Consider the following 19,122-nt stretch of genomic DNA (forward strand, 5'->3'; position numbering starts at 1 on the left):
AAATAGCAGGGGCAGAACTTTGCGCTGACACAAATAGTCAGTTTGCTCCAAATCAAAGAGTCCAGCCGGGTTTCTACTACCTTCCTTCTCGACCGGGCGGCATTCGCTCGCTCTTCGACTACGGGAGATTAGAAATGACGAATACTCTGCAAATGACCCGTCGCACAATGCTTACGGGTGCTGCCGTCGCGGGAGCGCTGACGCCGATCATCGTCGCCAACACCGCCGCTCACGCCGACGAGGCCGCGGCAGCCAATGCGCCCAAGAAGGTATCGGCCGTCGACTTCAGCAAGCTTCAGCGCGAGAAGATCGAGCTGGTCAAGCCACCCTTCGTCCACGCCCACAGCCAGAAGGCCGAGGGTTCCCCGAAGATCAAGGAATTTACGCTCACCATCCATGAGAAGAAGATGGTGCTCGACCAGGCGGGAACCGAGGTGAACGCGATGACGTTCGACGGTTCGGTGCCCGGCCCGCTGATGGTCGTCCATCAGGACGACTATGTGGAACTGACGCTGATCAATCCCGCAACGAACACGATGCAGCACAATATCGACTTCCACGCCTCGACGGGCGGGCTCGGTGGCGGCGCGCTGACGGTCGTCGGTCCCGGCGAAAGCACGATCCTGCGCTTCAAGGCGACCAAGGCAGGCGTCTTCGTCTATCACTGCGCACCTCCCGGCATGGTTCCCTGGCATGTCACCTCGGGCATGAACGGTGCAATCATGGTTCTTCCGCGCGAGGGCCTTACCGACGGCCACGGAAAGCCCCTCGTCTACGACAAGGTCTACTATGTCGGCGAGCAGGACTTCTACATCCCGCGCGACGAGAACGGCAAATTCAAGAAATACGACAGCCCCGGCGAAGCCTATGAAGATACGCTCGCCGTCATGAAGACGCTGACCCCAACCCACATCGTATTCAACGGTGCCGTCGGGGCGCTGACGGGCGACAATGCCATGACCGCCAAGGTCGGCGAGACCGTGCTGATCGTGCATTCGCAGGCAAACCGCGATACGCGACCGCATCTCATCGGCGGCCACGGCGAATATGTCTGGGCAACCGGCAAGTTTGCCAACGCGCCCGACATCGACCAGGAGACCTGGTTCATCCCGGGCGGCACGGCGGGTGCGGCGCTCTACACTTTCGCGCAGCCAGGTATCTACGCCTATGTGAACCACAACCTCATCGAGGCCTTCGAACTCGGTGCGGCTGCCCACTTCAAGGTCACAGGGGACTGGAACGACGATCTGATGACTTCGGTCAAGTCGCCGTCGGCCAGCTGACCGGAGTGGGGCTGTGCAGGCCGTGAGGGCGGCCTGCACAGCATGTTTTTTTGAAAAGGGGGCGCATGTTGCGAAAAGGATATGACACCGCACGCCGAGACTGCAGGAGTTTCCGGCATTTCGATCGCAATTCCGCTGGCGCTTCTTGCGGTCCTTTCCGCAGCGCTCGCGGTTGAGACCGGGCTCGTGAATATCGGGCGGCGCGACGCAGCGCTTGCCGCTCCCGAGGCCGTCACCATTGCACCCCATGAATTCGAGTATCGCGACGCGACCGAATATTTCCGCAGCGGCCTGGCCGTCGATGCGCCGAAGCGCAGGGCCAGCGTGCGAATGCCTTTGACGATCATGAAATACCAGACCAGCCTTTCGGAATACGGTCGTTGCGTGGCCGATGGCGCCTGCCCCGAGCCGGAAGGGCGCGGTACGGCGTCCGGCGGCGACACGCCGGTGACGGGCGTCAGCTACGAGGATGCGCTGCGCTACGCAGGCTGGCTGTCGCAACGGACCGGCGAAGATTGGCGGCTTCCGACCGACTTCGAGCTCGCCTACGCCGCCGACGACCGTTTCCCCGACGACGCGCTCGGCGTCGATGCCGACAGTAAAAACCCGGCGCTACGCTGGCTCGCGGACTATGAACGCGAGGCACGGCGCACCGCCTCGAGCGACCCGGCGCCGCAGCCGAGAGGATCGTTCGGCCTGAGCCGGACCGGCCTTGCCGATTTCGGCGGAAACGTCTGGGAATGGACCTCGACCTGCAACAAACGCATCGACCTCGACAAGGAGAGCCTTGCCGGCGAGCCCGATCCGGCCGGCTGCGGCATCATGATCGCCGCCGGCAGGCACCGTGCGCCGATGAGCACTTTCGTGAGAAACCCCAAGGGCGGCGGGTGCTCGGTCGGCAGCCCGCCCGACAATCTCGGTTTCCGGCTTGTCCGGCAGGCGGGCTTCTTCGAGCGCATCGAGGACTTCACCCGCCGCGTTGTGACCGATATGATCGGCGGTGCCATATTGAGAGGGGTTCAGCGAAACGACGATGAAGGTTGACCGTACAGTTTTGAAGTCGTTGCCGCTTTTCGAGCGCATGACGGATGCCGATCTCGACGCCATGCTCGAACACGCGACCCCGCGCCGCATCGCCCAGGGCGATGCGGTTTTCGAGCAGGGAGCTCCCGCCAAATCGTTCTTCCTGCTGCTCCACGGCAGGCTCAAGGTTACACAGGTCACCCATGACGGCCAGCAGATCATCGTCAGGATGGTGCATCCGGGCGATCTCTTCGGCTTTGCCATGGCGCTGCGCCGGCAGGATTATCCGGGAACGGCGACTGCCGCGGCCGAAAGTCTCATCCTCGGTTGGCCGACCGACATGTGGTCGCGGTTCGTCGAGCAAAACCCGCGGCTGGCAATGACCGCGATGCAGACGATCGGCCAGCGGCTTGAGGAGGCGCATACGCGCATCCGCGAGATGTCGACGGAAGAAGTGGAAAAACGGGTCGCACATGCCGTGCTGCGCCTGTCCAAGCAAGCCGGCAAGGCTGTGGGAACCGCCATCAGGATCGATTTCCCCATATCCCGGCAGGATATTGCCGAGATGACAGGCACGACGCTGCATACCGTATCGCGAATCCTGAGCGCCTGGGAAAGCAAGGGCATTGTCGAAGGCGGCAGGCAGAAACTGACCGTCACCGACCCGCAACGTCTTCTGAGGCTTGCGGAAGGCAAAGGCGACTGACCATCTGATTGCAGGGCCGTCCGCAGATGCGGAGCCTGATCCGGGCCGAATTCACGCCACTTGCGGGACAGTGAAGGGATAGGCTGCGCAGCATGTCCGCGCCTCCTGATCATTGCCCGCACTATTCCCGATACTGTGTTGATTGCGACCGGCGAGCGGTTCGCAGCGCCAAAGCGCATTCTTCGGCATTGACCGATCTCCCTCCCGCGGCAGGGCCTACACATCGTTCCGCTGTGCGAAAAGCGCTCGCGAAAATCCCGCCCGCCTTTCATCCCGCGATGTTGATCTAGCTCAACGAGCCGCCGGCCATTCCATCTATACCGACAAGCGCCGGGTCGAAATAACTGGAAATCAGGTGGGATGGGATCACAGAGGCTAAGTGCGGTAATACGGACCACAGCCGTCTTCTGGCTTGCGATGATCGCGTTTGCGGCGATCTCGATTTCCCCTTCATTCGCCGCAAGCCAGCTTTCGGCATATCTGGGCAAGGTCCAGCCCGGCGAACTGTTCGAGGGTGCCGATCGCTTCGGCGATCCGTCCGGAGAGCCGCCGATCGCGCCGGTATACCGGGGCCAGGAAATGGTGGGTTATGCCTATCTGAGCTCCGATTTCACCAGCTCCACCGGATATTCCGGCAAACCGATACAGATCGCCGTCGGCATCGACACTTCAGGCGTCGTTCGCGGCATCAAGCTCATCGAACATCATGAACCGATCGTCCTGATCGGCATTCCCCAGGCGAAGGTCGTCGCCGCGCTCAATTCCATCATCGGCAAGAATCTCAGCCCTGTAGCGGCCGGAAAAGAACGTCCGCCGCAGGTGGAGATCGTCAGCGGCGCCACGGTGACGGTGCTCGTCATGGGCGACAGCGTCATACGCTCCGCGGTCAAGCTCATCCAAAGCAACCGGCTGCACACGGGCGGCGAAACCGGCCTTAACGCGCAGCCCGACGTGAAAACGCTGGATCTCTCCCGGAGCGATGTCAAAGACTGGCAAACGCTTCTTGGCGACGGCTCAATTCGCAGCCTGCGGCTGTCGGTGGGAGAGGTTTCGAAAGCTTTCGAGCAAGCCGGGCACGCAGACGCGGCATCGCACCCGGAAACAGCAAACCCCGACGACCGCTTCATCGACCTCTACGTGGCCCCGGTCAGCGTTCCGACGATCGGCAGAAGTCTTCTTGGCGATGCGGCATACCAGCGCCTGCGGAGCCGCCTGCAGCCAGGTCAGTCGGCAATTCTCGTCGCCGGGGACGGGGCCTATTCCTTCAAGGGATCGGGCTATGTCCGAGGCGGCATTTTCGATCGCATCGAACTGTTGCAGGACGGGCAAGGTCTCCGGTTCCGCGATCGCAACCACACCCGGATCGCAGCATTTGCCGCTTCTGACGCTCCAAGCCTGAGAGAGATCGCACTGTTCGTGGTTCCGTCGGACTTCACGTTTGACGTTACCGAACCGTGGGAACTCCAGCTGCTCGCACAGCGCAGCAGCAGCGACGCGCGGGACAAGGCGATCATTCCCTTCAATCTCGGATACGTGTTGCCGCAGCAATATATCAGCGCAGCCGAAACCGCGGCTCCTTTGCCCGAGCCGCCCACGCAGGAGCACGTGTCGGATCAGGCGCAGGAAACCGATGCCCTGTGGATCCGCATCTGGGACAGCAACCGCCTGAATATCGGGATCACGATTGGCGCGCTGCTTGTCCTGACGTCGATCTTCTTCTTCCAGGACTGGCTGGTTAAACGGCCCAAACTCTTTGCATGGGTGCGCAACGGCTACCTCGTGTTCACGCTCGTCTGGCTCGGCTGGTATGCCAATGCGCAGTTGTCCGTGGTCAACGTGCTGACGTTCACGAACGCGCTGATCACCAATTTCACATGGGAGTTCTTTCTCGCCGCGCCGCTCATCTTCGTTCTCTGGGCAGCGGTTGCCGCGGGCCTGCTGTTCTGGGGACGCGGCCCGTTCTGCGGCTGGCTCTGCCCGTTCGGTGCGTTGCAGGAACTTCTGGGCAAAGCGGCAAAGCGTCTCAAAATCCCGCAGCTAAGGCTGCCCTGGGGCCTGCATGAACGGCTCTGGCCCATCAAATACATCATCTTCCTCGGGCTCTTCGGACTGTCGTTCTATTCGATGAGCTACGCCGAGATGGCGGCCGAGGTCGAGCCGTTCAAGACCGCGATCATCCTGAAATTCGTGCGGGACTGGCCGTTCGTCGTCTTCGCGGCAGCCTTGCTCGTCGCGAGCCTGTTCATCGAACGCTTCTACTGCCGCTACCTCTGCCCTCTCGGCGCCGCGCTCGCCATTCCCGGCCGGATACGCATGTTCGAGTGGCTGAAGCGCTACCCGGAATGCGGCTCGCCCTGTCACCGCTGCGCCAAGGAATGTCCCGTGCAGTCCATCCATCCCGAGGGCCAGATCAATGTAAACGAGTGCATCTACTGCATGCATTGCCAGGAACTGTACCATGACGACCAGCGCTGTCCGCACATGATCCAGGTGCGGCTGAAGCGCGAGAAATTCATGGCGCTTTCCACTCCCGAATCGCGCGGCGAGAAGCCGGCAAAGACCGTCGTCACCCACAAGGGCAAACCTATCGAACGAGCTTAATCGGCTGCGGCACTTCGCTCGCGGCCATAACGAAGGAAGAGAAAGCATGTCTACGGAAGACAAACAGCCGGTGTTCAACAGACGTCAGCTATTGGGCACCACGGCCATGGCCGCGGCGGCGGGAGCGGCGACGGCGGGTGGGGTCCTGGGCTTTTCAGGCACAGTCGCGACGCCCGCCATGGCCGCCGAGTCCGGACGCCAGACATGGGAAGTCAAGCCCGGCGAGCTCGACGAATACTACACGTTCTTTTCGAGCGGCCAGACCGGGGAGGTCCGCATCGTGGGCATTCCTTCGATGCGCGAGATCATGCGCGTTCCGGTATTCAACCGCTGCAGCGCGACGGGCTGGGGCCTGACCAACGAGAGCCGCAAGGTGCTGACGGAAGGCCTGCTTCCCCAGACGGTCGAATTCCTCAAGGACCGGGGCGGCGTCTATCATAACGGCGACCTTCACCATCCGCATCCGTCGCAGACCGACGGCACCTATGACGGGCGCTATCTCTACGCCAACGACAAGGCCAATACCCGCATCTGCCGCATCCGCCTCGACGTGATGAAGTGCGACAAGATCATCGAACTGCCGAACCAGCACACGGTTCACGGCCTGCGCGTTCAGAAATATCCGAAAACCGGCTACGTCTTCTGCAACGGCGAAGACGGGGTACCGATCCCCAACGATGGCAAGGTCCTCGACGATCCCAAGAGCTACCAGGCAGTGTTTACGGCCGTCGATGGCGAGACGATGAAGGTTGCCTGGCAGGTCATCGTCGACGGCAATCTCGACAATGTCGATGCCGACTATCAGGGCAAATATTGCTTTGCGACCTGCTACAATTCGGAAAACGGCGTCAATCTCGAGCAGATGATGGCGAAGGACCAGGACTGGGTCGTGGTCTTCAACATCAAGCGCATCGAGGAAGCCGTAGAGAAGGGTGATTACAAGGAAATCGGCGGCGTGCCCGTCATCGACGGACGGCACGGTTCGCGTTACACCCGCTACATTCCGGTTTCCAACGGCCCGCACGGCATGAACACCGCGCCCGACGGAATTCACGCCGTGGCCGCGGGCAAGCTTTCGCCCACCGTCACCGTCTTCGACGTCCGCAAGTTCGACGACCTGTTCGACGACAAGATCCAGCCTCGGGACACGGTGGTCGCGGAGCCGCAGCTCGGCCTCGGCCCGTTGCACACCGCTTTCGACGGCCGCGGCAACGCCTATACCACCCTGTTCATCGACAGTCAGATCTGCAAGTGGAACATCGAGGACGCCAAGCGCGCCTTCGCCGGCGAGAAAGTCAATCCGATCCGCCAGAAGCTCGATGTCCACTATCAGCCGGGGCACAATCACACCTCGATGGGCCAGACCAAGGAAGCGGACGGGAAGTGGCTGATCTCGCTCAACAAATTCTCGAAGGACCGGTATCTGAACGTCGGGCCTCTGAAACCGGAGAGCGACCAGCTCATCGACATTTCGGGCGACGAGATGGTTCTCGTGCACGACAACCCGACCTTCGCCGAGCCGCACGACGCGACGATCGTGCATGCATCCAAGATCAACCCGGTCAGCCTTTGGAGCCGTGACGACCCCTTCTTTGCCGATGCGGTCGCGCAAGCCAAGAAGGACAATATCGACCTGATGATCGACTCGCAGGTCATCCGGGACGGCAACAAGGTGCGCGTCTACATGACGTCCTCGGCGCCGGTATTCGGCCTGGAATCCTTTACCGTCAAACAGGGCGACGAGGTGACGGTCTATGTCACCAATATCGACGAAGTCGAGGACCTGACGCACGGCTTCGCCATCGTCAACTACGGCATCAACATGGAGATCGGCCCGCAGGCGACCTCGTCCGTCACCTTCACCGCAAGCAAGCCGGGTGTCTACTGGTACTATTGCTCGTGGTTCTGCCATGCCATGCACATGGAAATGAAGGGCCGCATGCTCGTCGAACCCAAGTCAGCCTGATGCGCCAGGCTGTTGTCATAACGGTGGCGGTCCTTTGGACCGCCACCTGTTCGCCCGCCGGAGCGGCCGATCGCGTCGTCACGCCCGCCGACGGGACCGACCTGGCCGCGGTCGTCGGGCAGGCGGCTGCCGGCGACCGGATCATCCTGCGCCCCGGCAGCTACAGAGGACCGCTGACGATCAGGAAACCGGTGGTCGTGGAGGGCGATCCCGGCGCGGCCATCGTCGGCAACGGCCACGGCACGGTCGTAACCATTGACGCCGCCGACGTGACCTTGCGCGGCGTTGAGATCCGCGGTTCGGGCACAAACCTCGAGACGATGGATTCGGGCGTGTTTGCGACCGAGGCGGCAAAGGGTGCGGTGATCGAGAACAACCTCGTGGCGGAGAACCTCTACGGCATCTACATCCACGGCGCGAGAGACTCCATAACGCGCGCAAACAGGATCGTCGGCCTGAAAGAGGGCCGGCTGAGCGAAGCCGGAAATGGCGTCACGGTCTGGAACGCTCCCGGCGCCAAGGTCCTTTCCAACGACATCAGTTTCGGCCGCGACGGGATCGCCACCAACGCCAGCAAGCAAAACGTCTTCAGCGACAACCGTTTCCACGACCTTCGTTTTGCTGTCCACTACATGTACACCAACGACAGCGAAATCCGCGGAAACGTCTCGGTCGGGAACGTCGTCGGCTACGCGATCATGTTCTCCAGCCGGCTGAAGATCGTCGACAACGTCTCCGACGGCGACCGCGATCACGGCGTGCTCCTGAACTTCGCCAACAATTCGCTGATCAGCGGCAACGTAGTCCGCGGGCGCTTGCAGCCTGAAGATCGGTGGACGACCGGCGGCTCCCGCGGCTCCACCGACGAACTGCCCGCGGACGACGATCCGATGCGCTCCAACGCAGACGGAACGGGACTGCGTGTCGGCCCCGAAAAATGCGTCTTCGTCTACAATGCAAACAAGAACCGGCTGATCGGCAACGAGTTCAACGGCTGCGGAATCGGCATTCATTTCACCGCGGGGTCGGAAGGAAATGCCGTCAGCGGCAACTCGTTCATCAACAACCGCAACCAGGTCAAATATGTCGGAACGCGGTATCTGGACTGGTCCCAGGACGGTCGCGGCAACTACTGGAGCGACAATCCGGCATTCGATCTGGACGGCGACGGCGTCGGCGACAACGCTTACCGTCCCAACGATCTCATCGACAAGGTCCTGTGGACCGCGCCCCAGGCGAAGGTTCTCACCACAAGCCCGGCGGTCCAGTTCATTCGATGGGCGCAGGCGCAGTTTCCGGCCCTGCTGCCCGGCGGCGTGGTCGACGGCCACCCGTTGATGGAACCTCCCGCATTGCATTCGGAGGCAGGGCAATGATGCACCCAACCGTTCTCCTCTCCGGCGTGGTCAAGCGCTACGGCGAGGTGCAGGCAATCAAGGACATCTCGTTTGCGCTCAACGAGGGCGAAACCGTCGCGCTGGTGGGCCATAACGGCGCAGGCAAGACAACGCTGATAAAGCTGATGCTGGGCCTCATCCGCCCGTCGGCCGGCAGCATCGAAGTCATGGGAGAGGATCCTTCGAGCGGCGATTTCTCCGTGCGGCAGAGGCTCGGTTATCTGCCGGAAAGCGTCGCCTTCCACATGGCCCTGACCGGCCGCGAAACACTTGCTTTCTACGCGCGGCTGAAGCGCGTCTCCCCTTCCAACTCGATGGATCTCCTGGAGCGCGTCGGCTTGGCCGCGGCCGCGGCAGACCGGCCGGTGCGCACCTATTCCAAGGGGATGCGCCAGCGACTGGGGCTGGCGCAGGCCCTGCTGGGCGAGCCTCGTCTCCTGCTGCTGGACGAGCCGACGAGCGGCCTCGATCCGGCGCTGCGCCGGCGGTTCTACGATCTGTTGAGCGAACTGCGCGCGAAGGGAACGACCATCCTCTTGTCGTCGCATGCGCTGACCGAACTCGAAGACCGGGCCGACCGGGTGCTGATCGTGAACGACGGCGTGGCGATCGCCGACGGGACGCTGGACGATCTGCGGGCTCTCGCGCGGCTTCCCACCCGCGTAAGCGTCAGATTTCGCCATGGCGCCAATATCAGAAGTCCGAAGAGCGTCGCCGTCGCCTGGAAGCCGACCGCGCCGGAAACGTTCGAATTCGAGGTGGCGATGGAAGACAAGATCGCCCTGCTCAAGGAAGTGACCGCCCATCCCGACGACGTTGCGATGCTCCACGTCAACGAACCGACCCTGGACGACCTTTACGCGCATTTCCTGAACGCCGGGAGGGCGCGTGCATGAAGAATATCCTGATCGTCGCCGCCAAGGAGATCCGTGAGGGCCTGCGCAACAGGTGGGTCCTGGCGACGACCATTCTGCTGGCGGCGCTGGCGCTGACGCTCTCGTTCCTGGGCAGCGCGCCCACGGGAAGCGTCGGCGTGAACAGGCTCGACGTGGTCATCGTGAGCCTTTCCAGTCTCACCATCTTCCTGGTGCCGCTGATCGCGCTCCTGCTGTCTCACGACGCGATCGTCGGAGAGATGGAGCGCGGCACCATGCTTTTGCTCCTCAGCTATCCGATCGGCCGCAAACAGGTAATCGCGGGCAAGTTTCTGGGCCATATCGCCATTCTCTCCTTCGCAACGCTTTTCGGGTACGGCGCGGCAGCTGTCGCGCTGGCGGCGACCGGTACGGCAATCGACGCCGCGAGCTCAGCGGCTTTCGCCGCGATGCTGGCCTCGTCCGTGCTGCTCGGTGCGGTGTTCGTGGCGATCGGCTATCTGGTGAGCGGGCTGGCAGGCGAACGCAGCACGGCGGGCGGCATTGCCATCGGCGTCTGGCTCTTCTTCGTGCTGATCTACGACATGGCCTTGCTCGGCACATTGGTCGCAGCCGGCGGACATGCCCTCCCCGGCGGCCTGCTGGACGCCCTTCTCATGCTCAACCCGACCGATGCCTACCGGATGCTCAATCTCGGCTCCGGCGAGACCCGGGCCTTCTCAGGCATGGCGGGTGTCGCAGGTCATGCCGGGCTGAGCAGCGCCACGCTGGTCGGCGTCCTCGGCGCCTGGACTGCTGCGCCGCTGGCACTTGCCGCCCTGATATTTTCAAGGAGAGAGCTATGAGGACCATGATCTTCGCCTTGACTTTCCTGTGCCCCCTATTGCTGGCCGGATGTGAGGATAAAGAGCCACCGGCACCCCCGCCCCCATTCGCGCTGACAACGGATGCCATCGGCAGATATTGCGGCATGAACGTGCTCGAACATGCGGGACCCAAAGGGCAGGTCATCCTTGACGCCAGGGTCGGCGAGCCGATCTGGTTCTCGTCGGCACGCGATACGCTCGCCTTCACGATGCTGCCGGAAGAGCCGAAAGATTATGTCGCCATCTACGTGTCCGACATGAGCAAGGCCCCAAGCTGGGACAAGCCCGGAACGGAGAACTGGATTGACGCGAGAAAGGCATTCTACGTCATCGGCAGCTCGCTGCGAAGCGGCATGGGAGCGGAAGAGACCGTGCCCTTCTCGACCAGGGAAGCCGCCACGCAGTTCGCGGCGAGCAACGGCGGCAGCGTGGTGACGTTCGGCAGCGTTCCCCGCGACTACGTCCTGGGCTCGGGCGCGGAAACGGGCAGCCCCGCCGCCGATGACGGGAAAATGGAGACAGAGCATCATGGCTAGACCGGTCAGCCGTCGTCGGGCGATCGCAATCTTCGCAGCCGCGGCAGGGCTGCCGCTGCTAAGGACCGCTGGCGCCGCGGTCCCGGCGAAGATCTGGACGGGACAGGCGCTCGGCGCGCCGGCAACCTTGATTCTAAACCATGAGGACCCGGCCGAGGCTGCCCGCCTTGTCGAGCTGGTCGCTGCCGAGGTCTCGCGGCTGGAAACGGTGTTCAGCCTCAGCCGCAGCGATTCAGCACTTGCGGAATTGAACAGGACGGGAGCGCTTGCCGCTCCCTCGCCCGACCTCGTATCCCTGCTCGAACGCAGTCGGGCCTTCTGGGAGCAGACCTCCGGCGCCTTCGATCCGACCGTGCAGCCGCTCTGGTCGCTCTTTTACAGGCATTTCTCCGCCCCGAACGCTGACCCGTCGGGTCCGGCGAGGCCCGAGGTCTGCCGGGCGCTCGAACAGATCGGCTTCGACCGGATCGTATTCAATCGAGACCGTGTGGTCATGCGCCCGCATATGGCACTGACCCTGAACGGCATCGCGCAGGGATACATAACGGACCGCATCGTCGACCTGCTGCGAAACGCCGGCGTGACGAGTAGCCTGGTCGACATGGGAGAGGATCGGGCGATCGGCTCCAAACCGGACGGAACCCCCTGGCGGATCGGACTGGCGGACAGCCAGTTCGACGATCGTCCCGACCGGATACTGGATATTGTCGACAAGGCCGTCGCAACCTCCAGTGCTGCAGGCTTTCATTTTGACGCAGGCGGCCGCTTCGGTCATATCCTTGATCCGCGTGACGGTACCGCACCGGCCATCTATCGACGCGTCTCAGTCGTGGCTGACGACGCGACGACAGCCGACGCCCTCTCCACGGCTTTCAGCCTGATGGAAGAGGCCGGCATCCGCTCGGTGGCCAGGACGCGGAAGGATTTGCTCGTCGATCTGGTGGGCCTGGACGGCAGCCACGCGCGTTTCGAAGGCAGCGCGTGACGAGCGAAGATTGCCGGGTGTGCCTTTGCCAACTCCGCCCACGGGGGAGGCTCGCGGCACGGCAGAATTGCCGAGCTGCATACACTGCCGGAGGGATCAGGTGGCGCAATCCTGCGTGACGCTCCTCAGTGCAGCGTGTCGTGCGACGCCTTCCACGCCTCGATGTCGTCTTTCGATACGCGTATCGGCGAAAATGCCGACTGCGGCTGCAGCAGCATCTTCGATGTCGCGATTTCACATATCGTGCCGACATTTTCCTGCAGCCGGGTTTCGTCGGCGCGCGGCGGGCTGCTGATCTCCCGCAGGGCTTCGCGATCGATGATGACCACGCGCTGCGCGCCGTCGTGTTCCATGAGCACGACGCCTGTCTCTCCGGAGGATTTCAGGAATGCGGTGATGAACCTCGGCAACATCCGGGCTCCCTCCTCTTTCGTCCATGACGGATGAGAGCATAACCGGTCGGGCTCCGATGTCTTTGACATCCCTCAAAGAGAATGCAGGCCCAAGGCCGTAGGATTCCCGTGATGGCTCGCGGCGCCGGGCCGCGTTTCGGACAAGGGAAAGGAATGCCGATGCGCACATTGCAGAAGCCGTTCACCGTGGAGATCAGAAGACGCAGGCGCAGGCGCCCGGTTCGTCTCGCCGAGCTGCCCAAGGGCCGGCCGGACAAGACGGGCTGAGCGGCTTTTCGACCTTCGCTTCAGGCGAGAAATGCCGCGATCCAGGCGGCCGAAAACAACGCGATCGGAGCGGCCATGACGGCTGTCGCCCATAGTCTGGCGGCACGGCGTGGATCGTAGAACGCCGCAATCCGGAACGCCAAGACAACGGACCATACGGCCGCGGCAAGAACGAGGCCGCCGCGAAACAGATCCGTACAGGGTATGACGATGCCGTCGGAGCGCAGCTGCGAGATGGTCAACGAGAGCAGCCCGCCGAAGAGACCGGCTGCCGCAAGCGGAATGAGCGCCTGGGCGAGATGGTGAGGCAAGCCCCTCTTCATCCGCAGGATCCTTGCGCATGCCGCAAGCGGAATGCCGAACAGGGCGGTGGCCGCCGCGACCGAAGCCGACAGAAGCATCAGGAGAGCGGCGGCATCCACCGACGTCATGACATCGTTCTTCAGGGGATAGTCGGTCAGGATCCACCACGGCAGGCGCAGCGAGAGCGGCCAGGCCAGCTGCAGATCGAGGCATCGTTCCACCAGCCACAGGCGGATCACCTGAAAGAGACCGCTATCGGACCAATGCAGCGCGGCAGGAACCAGCCCGAGCAGAACCGGAACGATCAGAACCGTCTCCCACATGGTCGCGAGCCGACCGGAGCCGCGCACGATGTCGCTGGCCGGATTGCGCCAGCAAAGCCGGATTGCGCCGCGATATCCGGAACACCGGCCGCACATGTGACAGGCGGAAGCGCCCTGCATGGTCTTGATGGGAATGAGCGGCGCGCAGTTGACGGCATTCGACCGCCCCTGCTGCTGATGACCGGTGCGCCAGCCGTCTGCGTCGGTCCGGAAATGCAGCGGCGCGATTTTCGAAACGATGCCGAATACGCCGTTGACCGGGCACAGGAACCGGCACCAGACCCTTTTTGCCTTTCCATAGCGCGCGCCGATGACGATGGCCACGAAGGTCGAGCCGCCGAGCAGCAGCGCGGCGGGTTTCGGATACTGGTAGATGCTCGTCAGCTGCCCGTATACGGTGGTCGATATGAAGGAGACGACCGGCCAGCCGGACCATTTCATCCATCCCGGAATTGCCCGGCCGGCGCCGTGCCGGCTGGCAAGTTCGGAAAGCGCACCCTCCGGGCACAGGATGCCGCACCAGAAGCGGCCCACCAGCGCCGTGGCGAGGACGACGAACGGCCACCAGACGCCCCAGAAAACGAACTGTGCAAACCGGACGGCATTGTTCCACAGGTAATCGGCATGCGTGGGAAGCGGCAGCAGCAGCGGAACCGTAAGAAGGCTCGCATAGATTGCCACCATTGCCCATTGAAGACGCCGGATGGATGCCTGGTTTCGCAGGAGCACGTCGCCGAACCTGGCGACAACCGCCGGCACGCCGCCACCATGAGAAGTCATGCGGGCGCCTTGCCGGTCAGCGGAGGCGCATAGGCCAGGGACGCGATCAGCCAGTAGAAGCCGAGGCTCAGAAGCGGAAAAAGCTCCGGCCGTGCTCGGTAGCCTACGAGACCGGCGAGGAAGGCACCGAAACCGCTGCCATCGTCAAGCAGGCGGCTTGAATCCCATAGCGGTCCCGTCATCGGCGAAACAAGCCCAAGCGAAATCGCCTTGTCGACGACAAGCATCGTCAGCCCGCTTCCGAGGATCAGAAGCAGCGCTTCGCTGACGCGTGCAAGCACCCCCCTGGAGATCAATTTCGAACCGGTCCTGAACGCCCAGAAGCTGATTGCGGCAAGCACGAAGCCAAACAGACCTGCGGCAAGGACAAAACCGGCCTGCCAACCTTGCGAGGACGCCATCAGCCCATACAGGAAAACGACCGTCTCCGCACCCTCACGCGCCACCGCCAGTGCCGCCAGCACGGAGAGTCCGAGCCAGTTGCCGGCCTCCACATGCCGGACAGCCTGGATTGCGAGATCTCCGGTCTGGCCGCGCTCCATGGCGCGCATCCAGAACACCATCCTCAGCATGAGGGCCGCGGCCAACGCGGCGATCACCATCTGCAGGATATCCTCGCCATCTCCTTCAAGCACATCGGCCGCCTTGCTCATGACGAGGGCAAGCGTCAGGGCGAGGACGAGACCGGCGCCCGCGCCAGCAAAAATCCAGCGGGTTGCCCGCGCGCGTGCCGCCGGAACCGCCCGCACCGACCAGGTCAGCAGGATCCCGACGACCAGCAGGGCCTCGAAGCTTTCCCGCCAGACCACCGAGGCGATCTCGAATGTCTGTAAAGTAAGATCCGGGTTCATCGGGCGATCAGTCTTGCCGGGGGCATGTCGAGATGGAAGTCGTCGAAGAAGGCATAGTCTCCTTCGCTGAGCGAACGGAATACGAGGAAGCTCGATGCGCCGGGCGCCAGAACCTTTTCCTTGCGCAGCGGAATGCTCTCGAACTCGATGGGGGTCGAACCGTCATTGTGCAGTTCGAGCTTGAAACGGGTATTCGCAGGCACCTCGATGACCGAGGGCGAGATGATGCCGTTGCTGAAATGCACCTCGAAAACCGGATCTTCGCCTTCGGCGAAGGCGGCATGACAAGGTGCCGTCAGCAGCATGGCTGCGGCCAGCAGCCGTCCCGACCAGCCGATGGGTCGCATCAATAGCCGCCCTTCTTGCCGACGCCGGCAAACACGAAGTCGAATTTCAGCGAGAATGCATCCGGCCAGGGCGCAACGCCCGTCTCCTTGTCGACATGGCGGCCGAAGGACATTTCGCCGTGGCCGCCCGGATGAACGTTGAGTTCGAGTTGATAGCGGCCCGGTCCCGACAGCTTGACGTTGTCGCCGTAATGCGGCCCGTCGCTGGCGACCATCGGTTCCAGCGCCCCAACCTGCTCGTCGCCGTTGTCGAGGTTTGTCACGACATATTCCACATGCAGGTTGGGAAGCCAGTCGCCCTCCGCAAAGCCGTTCGTATTGTCGGCGGTGGCGTGGATGTCCGCTTCCAGGTGGATGTCGGATTCCGCTGCCGCGCGCATCATGCCCGGCGGGTCCATCTCGATCGGCTGCAGATAGACGGCCGCCACTTCCATGCCCGCCGTGATCTGGGGCGAGCCGATCGGATATTCGGCAGCCTGCAGGCCAAGCGGCACTGCGACGAGAAGGAGAGGAGCGGCAAGTAGGCTGGTGGCACGGAGCATGACGGCAATCCCTAAAGATGAGTATTGCCGTCACGTTTAACAGCGCGATCGCCTTGCTCTTTGCGCTACCGCAAAGAGGCACGGATTAACACGGGGCAGGCCTTTGGCGGCCACGCAACGGAAATCCTCTCGCCCATCGTCATTGCTTGATTTTGGTCAAAGTCGCGAAGGACCGGTGGCGATACATCACCTTCGACATGGCGAGGTAACACCCGGATGATCCAGTTCATCGGCGCATTTGCCGTCTTTCTCATGCTGCATTCGATCCCGGCGATCCCGGACATTCGCCTTCGCATCATCCGGTCGATCGGCAAGCCGGCCTATATCGCCACCTATTCGGCTGCCTCTTTGGCGGCTCTGGCCTGGCTCTTCGCAGCAGCGCTCGCCCTCGACTACGTTCCGTTATGGGAGCTTCGCCCGTGGCATGCCGCCATGACCTTCATGCTCGCGCCGATAGGATGTTTTCTCGTGCTCGCCGGCCTGATGAGCGCAAACCATCTGTCCATCTCGATCCGCTCGTCGGGACCGGCCGGCGCGGTCGTGCGGATTACCCGGCATCCCGTGCAATGGGGATTTGCGCTCTGGGCGCTCGGCCATGTCATCGCCAACGGCGACCTTCGTTCTCTCCTGCTGTTTGGCGGCCTTGGACTGTTTGCGCTTGCCGGCATTCCGATGGCCGAGCGCCGGGCGAGGAAGCGCCTTTGCGATCGCTGGGAGATCTGCGCCGCGCAGACCTCCGTCTGGCCCCTGGCGGCGTTTGTTTCGGGCGTGCGGCCGAAATCGGACGCCGCTCTTGTCGCAGCGGCGGCGGCCACGCTGGCGCTGACCGCCTGGCTGCTGCTTGCGGGCGGTCACGCCCTGCTTTTTGGCGCCGATCCGATTTCCGTCTTCGGCTGAGCGAAGTCCGCCTCGCCGGGCCAGGCGCTCGACTGCCGTGCGATCGGCAAGTCCAGGAGATCGACGGCGCGACGGGCAAGGTGGTCGACGATCTCCTGCACCGACCGCGGCCGATTGTAGAAGGCGGGAACCGGCGGCATCACGATCGCGCCCATTTCCGTGACCGATGTCATGTTGCGCAGGTGTCCAAGATGCAGGGGCGTCTCCCGCGTCATCAGCACGAGCCTGCGCCTCTCCTTGAGCTGCACGTCGGCGGCACGGGCCACAAGGCTCGTCGAAAGGCCCGTCGAAATCGCAGCAAGCGTCTTCATGGAGCACGGCGCGACGATCATCCCCGCGACAGGAAACGAGCCGCTGGCGATGGTGGCGCCGATATCGCTATTGTCGTAGCTTCTGTATGCCTTCGGCAGCATCCGGTCGTGGACCTCGGCCCCGACCTCGTGCAGGAGGGTCCGCTTGCCGCTTTGCGAGACGACAAGATGTACGCGCATGTCGAGCCCGCACAAAAGATCGAGGATGGCAAGGCCGATAGCCGCACCGGAGGCGCCGGTAACGGCCAGAACGACGTCGCGCTGCTCATGAAGCGATGTCACGTTTGATCCTTTCCCATGTTGTTGCCGCGCGCGCGGCAATGTCTGCCGGCATGATAAGCTCGCGCCCCCATTCGCGGTCGCTCTCCGCTCCGATCTTGCGGGTGGCGTCGAGACCCATCTTCGTTCCAAGACCTGCCCGAGGAGAGGCGAAATCGAGATAGTCGATCGGCGTGTTTTCGATGACCGTCAGGTCGCGCGCGGCGTCGAACCGCGTAGAGACGGCCCACATCACGTCCTCCCAGCTCCTGACCCCGATATCGGCATCCACCACGATGATGAGCTTGGTGTAGTTGAACTGCGGAAGCATCGACCAGAGCCCCATCATCACCCGGCGGGCCTGTCCCGGATACCGCTTGTCGATGGAGACGACCGCCGCGCGGTAGGAGCAGGCTTCCGGCGGCAGCCAGAAATCGCGGATTTCGGGAAACTGGCGCCGCAGGATCGGCACGATCAGTTCCGTCATCGCTTCTCCCAGTCTGGACGGCTCGTCGGGCGGACGGCCCGTATAGGTCGACAGGTAGACGGGGGAGCGGCGCATGGTGATGGCACTCAACCGGACGACCGGAAAGGGCTCGACGCTGTTGTAGTAACCGGTGTGGTCGCCATAGGGACCTTCCGGCGCGGTTTCGTCGATCGACACGCTCCCTTCCAGAATGATTTCGGCGCAGGCCGGCACGGCGAGCGGCACGGTCAGCGCGTTGACGACCTGCGTGCGCGCTGCGCGCAGGAGCCCTGAAAAGTTCATTTCACTCATGCCTTCCGGCAAGGGCATGACGGCGGCAAGGAGTGTTGCGGGGTCTGCGCCGATCGCAATGGCGATCGGCATGTCCTGGCCGCGTCGCTGCCATTGGCGGAAGTGCTTTGCGCCGCCGCGATTGGAAAGCCAGCGCACGATCAGCGAGGAACGGTCGCGAACCTGCATCCGGTAGATGCCGACGTTGACGTCGTCAGGATCGTCGGGATCGCAGGTTATCACCAGCGGCCAGGTTATCAGCGGGGCCGGTTCTCCCGGCCAGCACCATTGGACCGGAAGCATGCCGGTGTCGATCTCCGCACCCCGGTAGACGACCGCCTGCGACAGGGCCGTGCGTCGGTGCCGCGGCCGCATGCGGCTTGCCGCCTTGAGCAGGGGCAGCTTGCCGAGGGCATCGGAAAGCGATTTCGGCGGAGAGGGGTGGCGGAGATCGGCGAGATCCTCCGCCAACCGGCCAAGGCCACCCGCCCCGACCCCGAAACCAAGCTCGATGCGCTCCCTGGTGCCGAACAGGTTGACGAGCACGGGGATGGGACTGCGCCGTCCTGCCGCATCGATCGGCGCCCTTATGAGGAGGGCCGGTCCGTTTTCCTCAAGGACGTGCTTGTGCAGCGCAGTCAGCTCGTGGACGAGCGACACGGGTTCGTCGACCGACAGAAGCAGCCGCCGCTGCTCGAGTTCACGCATGAAGGATTGCAGGTCGGCATGACGTTTGATCTTGGGCGCATCGTTCAACATGGGGATGCAATCGGCGAGGAAACCGCTCCTGTCTTTGTCCAAAAACAAACAGGACGAAGGCTCGAGGTCGTAGGGT

Annotated in this window: 18 protein-coding genes; 11 read left to right on the forward strand and 7 right to left on the reverse strand. The window is 63.1% G+C overall.

Features of this window, described 5'->3' with window-relative positions; all coding sequences use genetic code 11:
* Positions 1 to 134: 134 nt before the first annotated feature.
* The 10 genes from nirK (at position 135) to ACFPWW_RS18375 (ending at position 12,238) form a co-directional block, all read left to right on the forward strand.
* Positions 135 to 1,283, forward strand: coding sequence for a copper-containing nitrite reductase (gene nirK, locus ACFPWW_RS18330; protein ID WP_377312842.1), 1,149 nt, complete (start codon positions 135 to 137; stop codon positions 1,281 to 1,283).
* Positions 1,284 to 1,364: 81 nt separating this feature from the next.
* Positions 1,365 to 2,327: an SUMF1/EgtB/PvdO family nonheme iron enzyme gene (locus tag ACFPWW_RS18335; RefSeq protein WP_112756954.1), complete on the forward strand. Its 963-nt coding sequence runs from the start codon at positions 1,365 to 1,367 to the stop codon at positions 2,325 to 2,327.
* Positions 2,317 to 3,012: a Crp/Fnr family transcriptional regulator gene (locus ACFPWW_RS18340; protein WP_112568892.1), complete on the forward strand. Its 696-nt coding sequence runs from the start codon at positions 2,317 to 2,319 to the stop codon at positions 3,010 to 3,012. The genes ACFPWW_RS18335 and ACFPWW_RS18340 overlap by 11 nt, the downstream gene beginning before the upstream one ends.
* A 417-nt stretch (positions 3,013 to 3,429) precedes the next feature.
* Positions 3,430 to 5,613: a 4Fe-4S binding protein gene (locus ACFPWW_RS18345; RefSeq protein WP_377312843.1), complete on the forward strand. Its 2,184-nt coding sequence runs from the start codon at positions 3,430 to 3,432 to the stop codon at positions 5,611 to 5,613.
* A 46-nt stretch (positions 5,614 to 5,659) separates the two neighbouring features.
* Complete coding sequence (nosZ, locus tag ACFPWW_RS18350) at positions 5,660 to 7,579, forward strand: TAT-dependent nitrous-oxide reductase (protein ID WP_377312844.1); 1,920 nt, start codon at positions 5,660 to 5,662, stop codon at positions 7,577 to 7,579.
* Complete coding sequence (locus ACFPWW_RS18355; protein ID WP_377312845.1) at positions 7,579 to 8,955, forward strand: nitrous oxide reductase family maturation protein NosD; 1,377 nt, start codon at positions 7,579 to 7,581, stop codon at positions 8,953 to 8,955. Before nosZ ends, ACFPWW_RS18355 begins: the two co-directional genes overlap by 1 nt.
* On the forward strand, positions 8,955 to 9,872 hold the full coding sequence (locus ACFPWW_RS18360) for an ABC transporter ATP-binding protein (RefSeq protein WP_377313036.1): 918 nt from the start codon (positions 8,955 to 8,957) through the stop codon (positions 9,870 to 9,872). The genes ACFPWW_RS18355 and ACFPWW_RS18360 overlap by 1 nt, the downstream gene beginning before the upstream one ends.
* Positions 9,869 to 10,696 (forward strand): ABC transporter permease subunit, encoded by an 828-nt coding sequence (locus ACFPWW_RS18365; RefSeq protein WP_377312846.1) that lies wholly within the window; start codon positions 9,869 to 9,871, stop codon positions 10,694 to 10,696. Before ACFPWW_RS18360 ends, ACFPWW_RS18365 begins: the two co-directional genes overlap by 4 nt.
* Positions 10,693 to 11,253: a nitrous oxide reductase accessory protein NosL gene (locus ACFPWW_RS18370; protein ID WP_377312847.1), complete on the forward strand. Its 561-nt coding sequence runs from the start codon at positions 10,693 to 10,695 to the stop codon at positions 11,251 to 11,253. The genes ACFPWW_RS18365 and ACFPWW_RS18370 overlap by 4 nt, the downstream gene beginning before the upstream one ends.
* Complete coding sequence (locus tag ACFPWW_RS18375; RefSeq protein ID WP_377312848.1) at positions 11,246 to 12,238, forward strand: FAD:protein FMN transferase; 993 nt, start codon at positions 11,246 to 11,248, stop codon at positions 12,236 to 12,238. Before ACFPWW_RS18370 ends, ACFPWW_RS18375 begins: the two co-directional genes overlap by 8 nt.
* Before the next feature lie 125 nt (positions 12,239 to 12,363).
* Here ACFPWW_RS18375 and ACFPWW_RS18380 read toward each other — a convergent pair whose 3' ends face one another.
* From ACFPWW_RS18380 to ACFPWW_RS18400, 5 genes are all read right to left on the reverse strand, one after another.
* Positions 12,364 to 12,651 (reverse strand): hypothetical protein, encoded by a 288-nt coding sequence (locus ACFPWW_RS18380; protein WP_377312849.1) that lies wholly within the window; start codon positions 12,649 to 12,651, stop codon positions 12,364 to 12,366.
* A 287-nt stretch (positions 12,652 to 12,938) separates the two neighbouring features.
* Entirely contained in the window at positions 12,939 to 14,324 is a 1,386-nt protein-coding gene (locus ACFPWW_RS18385) for a 4Fe-4S binding protein (RefSeq protein ID WP_377312850.1), read from the reverse strand.
* Positions 14,321 to 15,175: an FTR1 family iron permease gene (locus ACFPWW_RS18390; protein WP_377312851.1), complete on the reverse strand. Its 855-nt coding sequence runs from the start codon at positions 15,173 to 15,175 to the stop codon at positions 14,321 to 14,323. The genes ACFPWW_RS18385 and ACFPWW_RS18390 overlap by 4 nt, the downstream gene beginning before the upstream one ends.
* Entirely contained in the window at positions 15,172 to 15,522 is a 351-nt protein-coding gene (locus tag ACFPWW_RS18395) for a cupredoxin domain-containing protein (RefSeq protein ID WP_377312852.1), read from the reverse strand. The genes ACFPWW_RS18390 and ACFPWW_RS18395 overlap by 4 nt, the downstream gene beginning before the upstream one ends.
* Positions 15,522 to 16,064, reverse strand: a complete 543-nt coding sequence (locus tag ACFPWW_RS18400) for an iron transporter (RefSeq protein ID WP_377312853.1) — start codon at positions 16,062 to 16,064, stop codon at positions 15,522 to 15,524. Before ACFPWW_RS18400 ends, ACFPWW_RS18395 begins: the two co-directional genes overlap by 1 nt.
* A gap of 216 nt (positions 16,065 to 16,280) precedes the next feature.
* On the opposite strand from ACFPWW_RS18400, the gene ACFPWW_RS18405 reads away from it, so the two are divergent.
* Entirely contained in the window at positions 16,281 to 16,961 is a 681-nt protein-coding gene (locus ACFPWW_RS18405; RefSeq protein ID WP_377312854.1) for an NnrU family protein, read from the forward strand.
* Here the strand turns inward: ACFPWW_RS18405 and ACFPWW_RS18410 are convergent.
* Together ACFPWW_RS18410 and ACFPWW_RS18415 are read right to left on the reverse strand one after the other, a co-directional pair.
* Positions 16,916 to 17,554, reverse strand: a complete 639-nt coding sequence (locus ACFPWW_RS18410) for a UbiX family flavin prenyltransferase (RefSeq protein ID WP_112756932.1) — start codon at positions 17,552 to 17,554, stop codon at positions 16,916 to 16,918. The two genes, ACFPWW_RS18405 and ACFPWW_RS18410, sit on opposite strands and share 46 nt — an antisense overlap.
* Complete coding sequence (locus ACFPWW_RS18415) at positions 17,538 to 19,046, reverse strand: UbiD family decarboxylase (protein ID WP_377312855.1); 1,509 nt, start codon at positions 19,044 to 19,046, stop codon at positions 17,538 to 17,540. Before ACFPWW_RS18415 ends, ACFPWW_RS18410 begins: the two co-directional genes overlap by 17 nt.
* Between the last annotated feature and the right edge of the window lie 76 nt (positions 19,047 to 19,122).

Source organism: Rhizobium sp. GCM10022189, from assembly GCF_042656325.1.
Taxonomy (GTDB): Bacteria; Pseudomonadota; Alphaproteobacteria; order Rhizobiales; family Rhizobiaceae; genus Rhizobium.

Excerpts from the sequence above, each read along its gene's own strand:
- ACFPWW_RS18415 (WP_377312855.1), bottom strand. The coding sequence starts at position 19,046 with ATGTTGAACGATGCGCCCAAGATCAAACGTCATGCCGACCTGCAATCC.
- ACFPWW_RS18345 (WP_377312843.1), top strand. The coding sequence starts at position 3,430 with ATGATCGCGTTTGCGGCGATCTCGATTTCCCCTTCATTCGCCGCAAGC.
- ACFPWW_RS18340 (WP_112568892.1), top strand. The coding sequence starts at position 2,317 with ATGAAGGTTGACCGTACAGTTTTGAAGTCGTTGCCGCTTTTCGAGCGC.
- ACFPWW_RS18380 (WP_377312849.1), bottom strand. The coding sequence starts at position 12,651 with ATGTTGCCGAGGTTCATCACCGCATTCCTGAAATCCTCCGGAGAGACA.
- ACFPWW_RS18370 (WP_377312847.1), top strand. The coding sequence starts at position 10,693 with ATGAGGACCATGATCTTCGCCTTGACTTTCCTGTGCCCCCTATTGCTG.
- ACFPWW_RS18405 (WP_377312854.1), top strand. The coding sequence starts at position 16,281 with ATGATCCAGTTCATCGGCGCATTTGCCGTCTTTCTCATGCTGCATTCG.
- ACFPWW_RS18395 (WP_377312852.1), bottom strand. The coding sequence starts at position 15,522 with ATGCGACCCATCGGCTGGTCGGGACGGCTGCTGGCCGCAGCCATGCTG.
- ACFPWW_RS18365 (WP_377312846.1), top strand. The coding sequence starts at position 9,869 with ATGAAGAATATCCTGATCGTCGCCGCCAAGGAGATCCGTGAGGGCCTG.
- ACFPWW_RS18375 (WP_377312848.1), top strand. The coding sequence starts at position 11,246 with ATGGCTAGACCGGTCAGCCGTCGTCGGGCGATCGCAATCTTCGCAGCC.
- ACFPWW_RS18360 (WP_377313036.1), top strand. The coding sequence starts at position 8,955 with ATGCACCCAACCGTTCTCCTCTCCGGCGTGGTCAAGCGCTACGGCGAG.
- ACFPWW_RS18385 (WP_377312850.1), bottom strand. The coding sequence starts at position 14,324 with ATGACTTCTCATGGTGGCGGCGTGCCGGCGGTTGTCGCCAGGTTCGGC.
- ACFPWW_RS18355 (WP_377312845.1), top strand. The coding sequence starts at position 7,579 with ATGCGCCAGGCTGTTGTCATAACGGTGGCGGTCCTTTGGACCGCCACC.
- ACFPWW_RS18400 (WP_377312853.1), bottom strand. The coding sequence starts at position 16,064 with ATGCTCCGTGCCACCAGCCTACTTGCCGCTCCTCTCCTTCTCGTCGCA.
- nirK (WP_377312842.1), top strand. The coding sequence starts at position 135 with ATGACGAATACTCTGCAAATGACCCGTCGCACAATGCTTACGGGTGCT.
- nosZ (WP_377312844.1), top strand. The coding sequence starts at position 5,660 with ATGTCTACGGAAGACAAACAGCCGGTGTTCAACAGACGTCAGCTATTG.
- ACFPWW_RS18335 (WP_112756954.1), top strand. The coding sequence starts at position 1,365 with ATGACACCGCACGCCGAGACTGCAGGAGTTTCCGGCATTTCGATCGCA.
- ACFPWW_RS18390 (WP_377312851.1), bottom strand. The coding sequence starts at position 15,175 with ATGAACCCGGATCTTACTTTACAGACATTCGAGATCGCCTCGGTGGTC.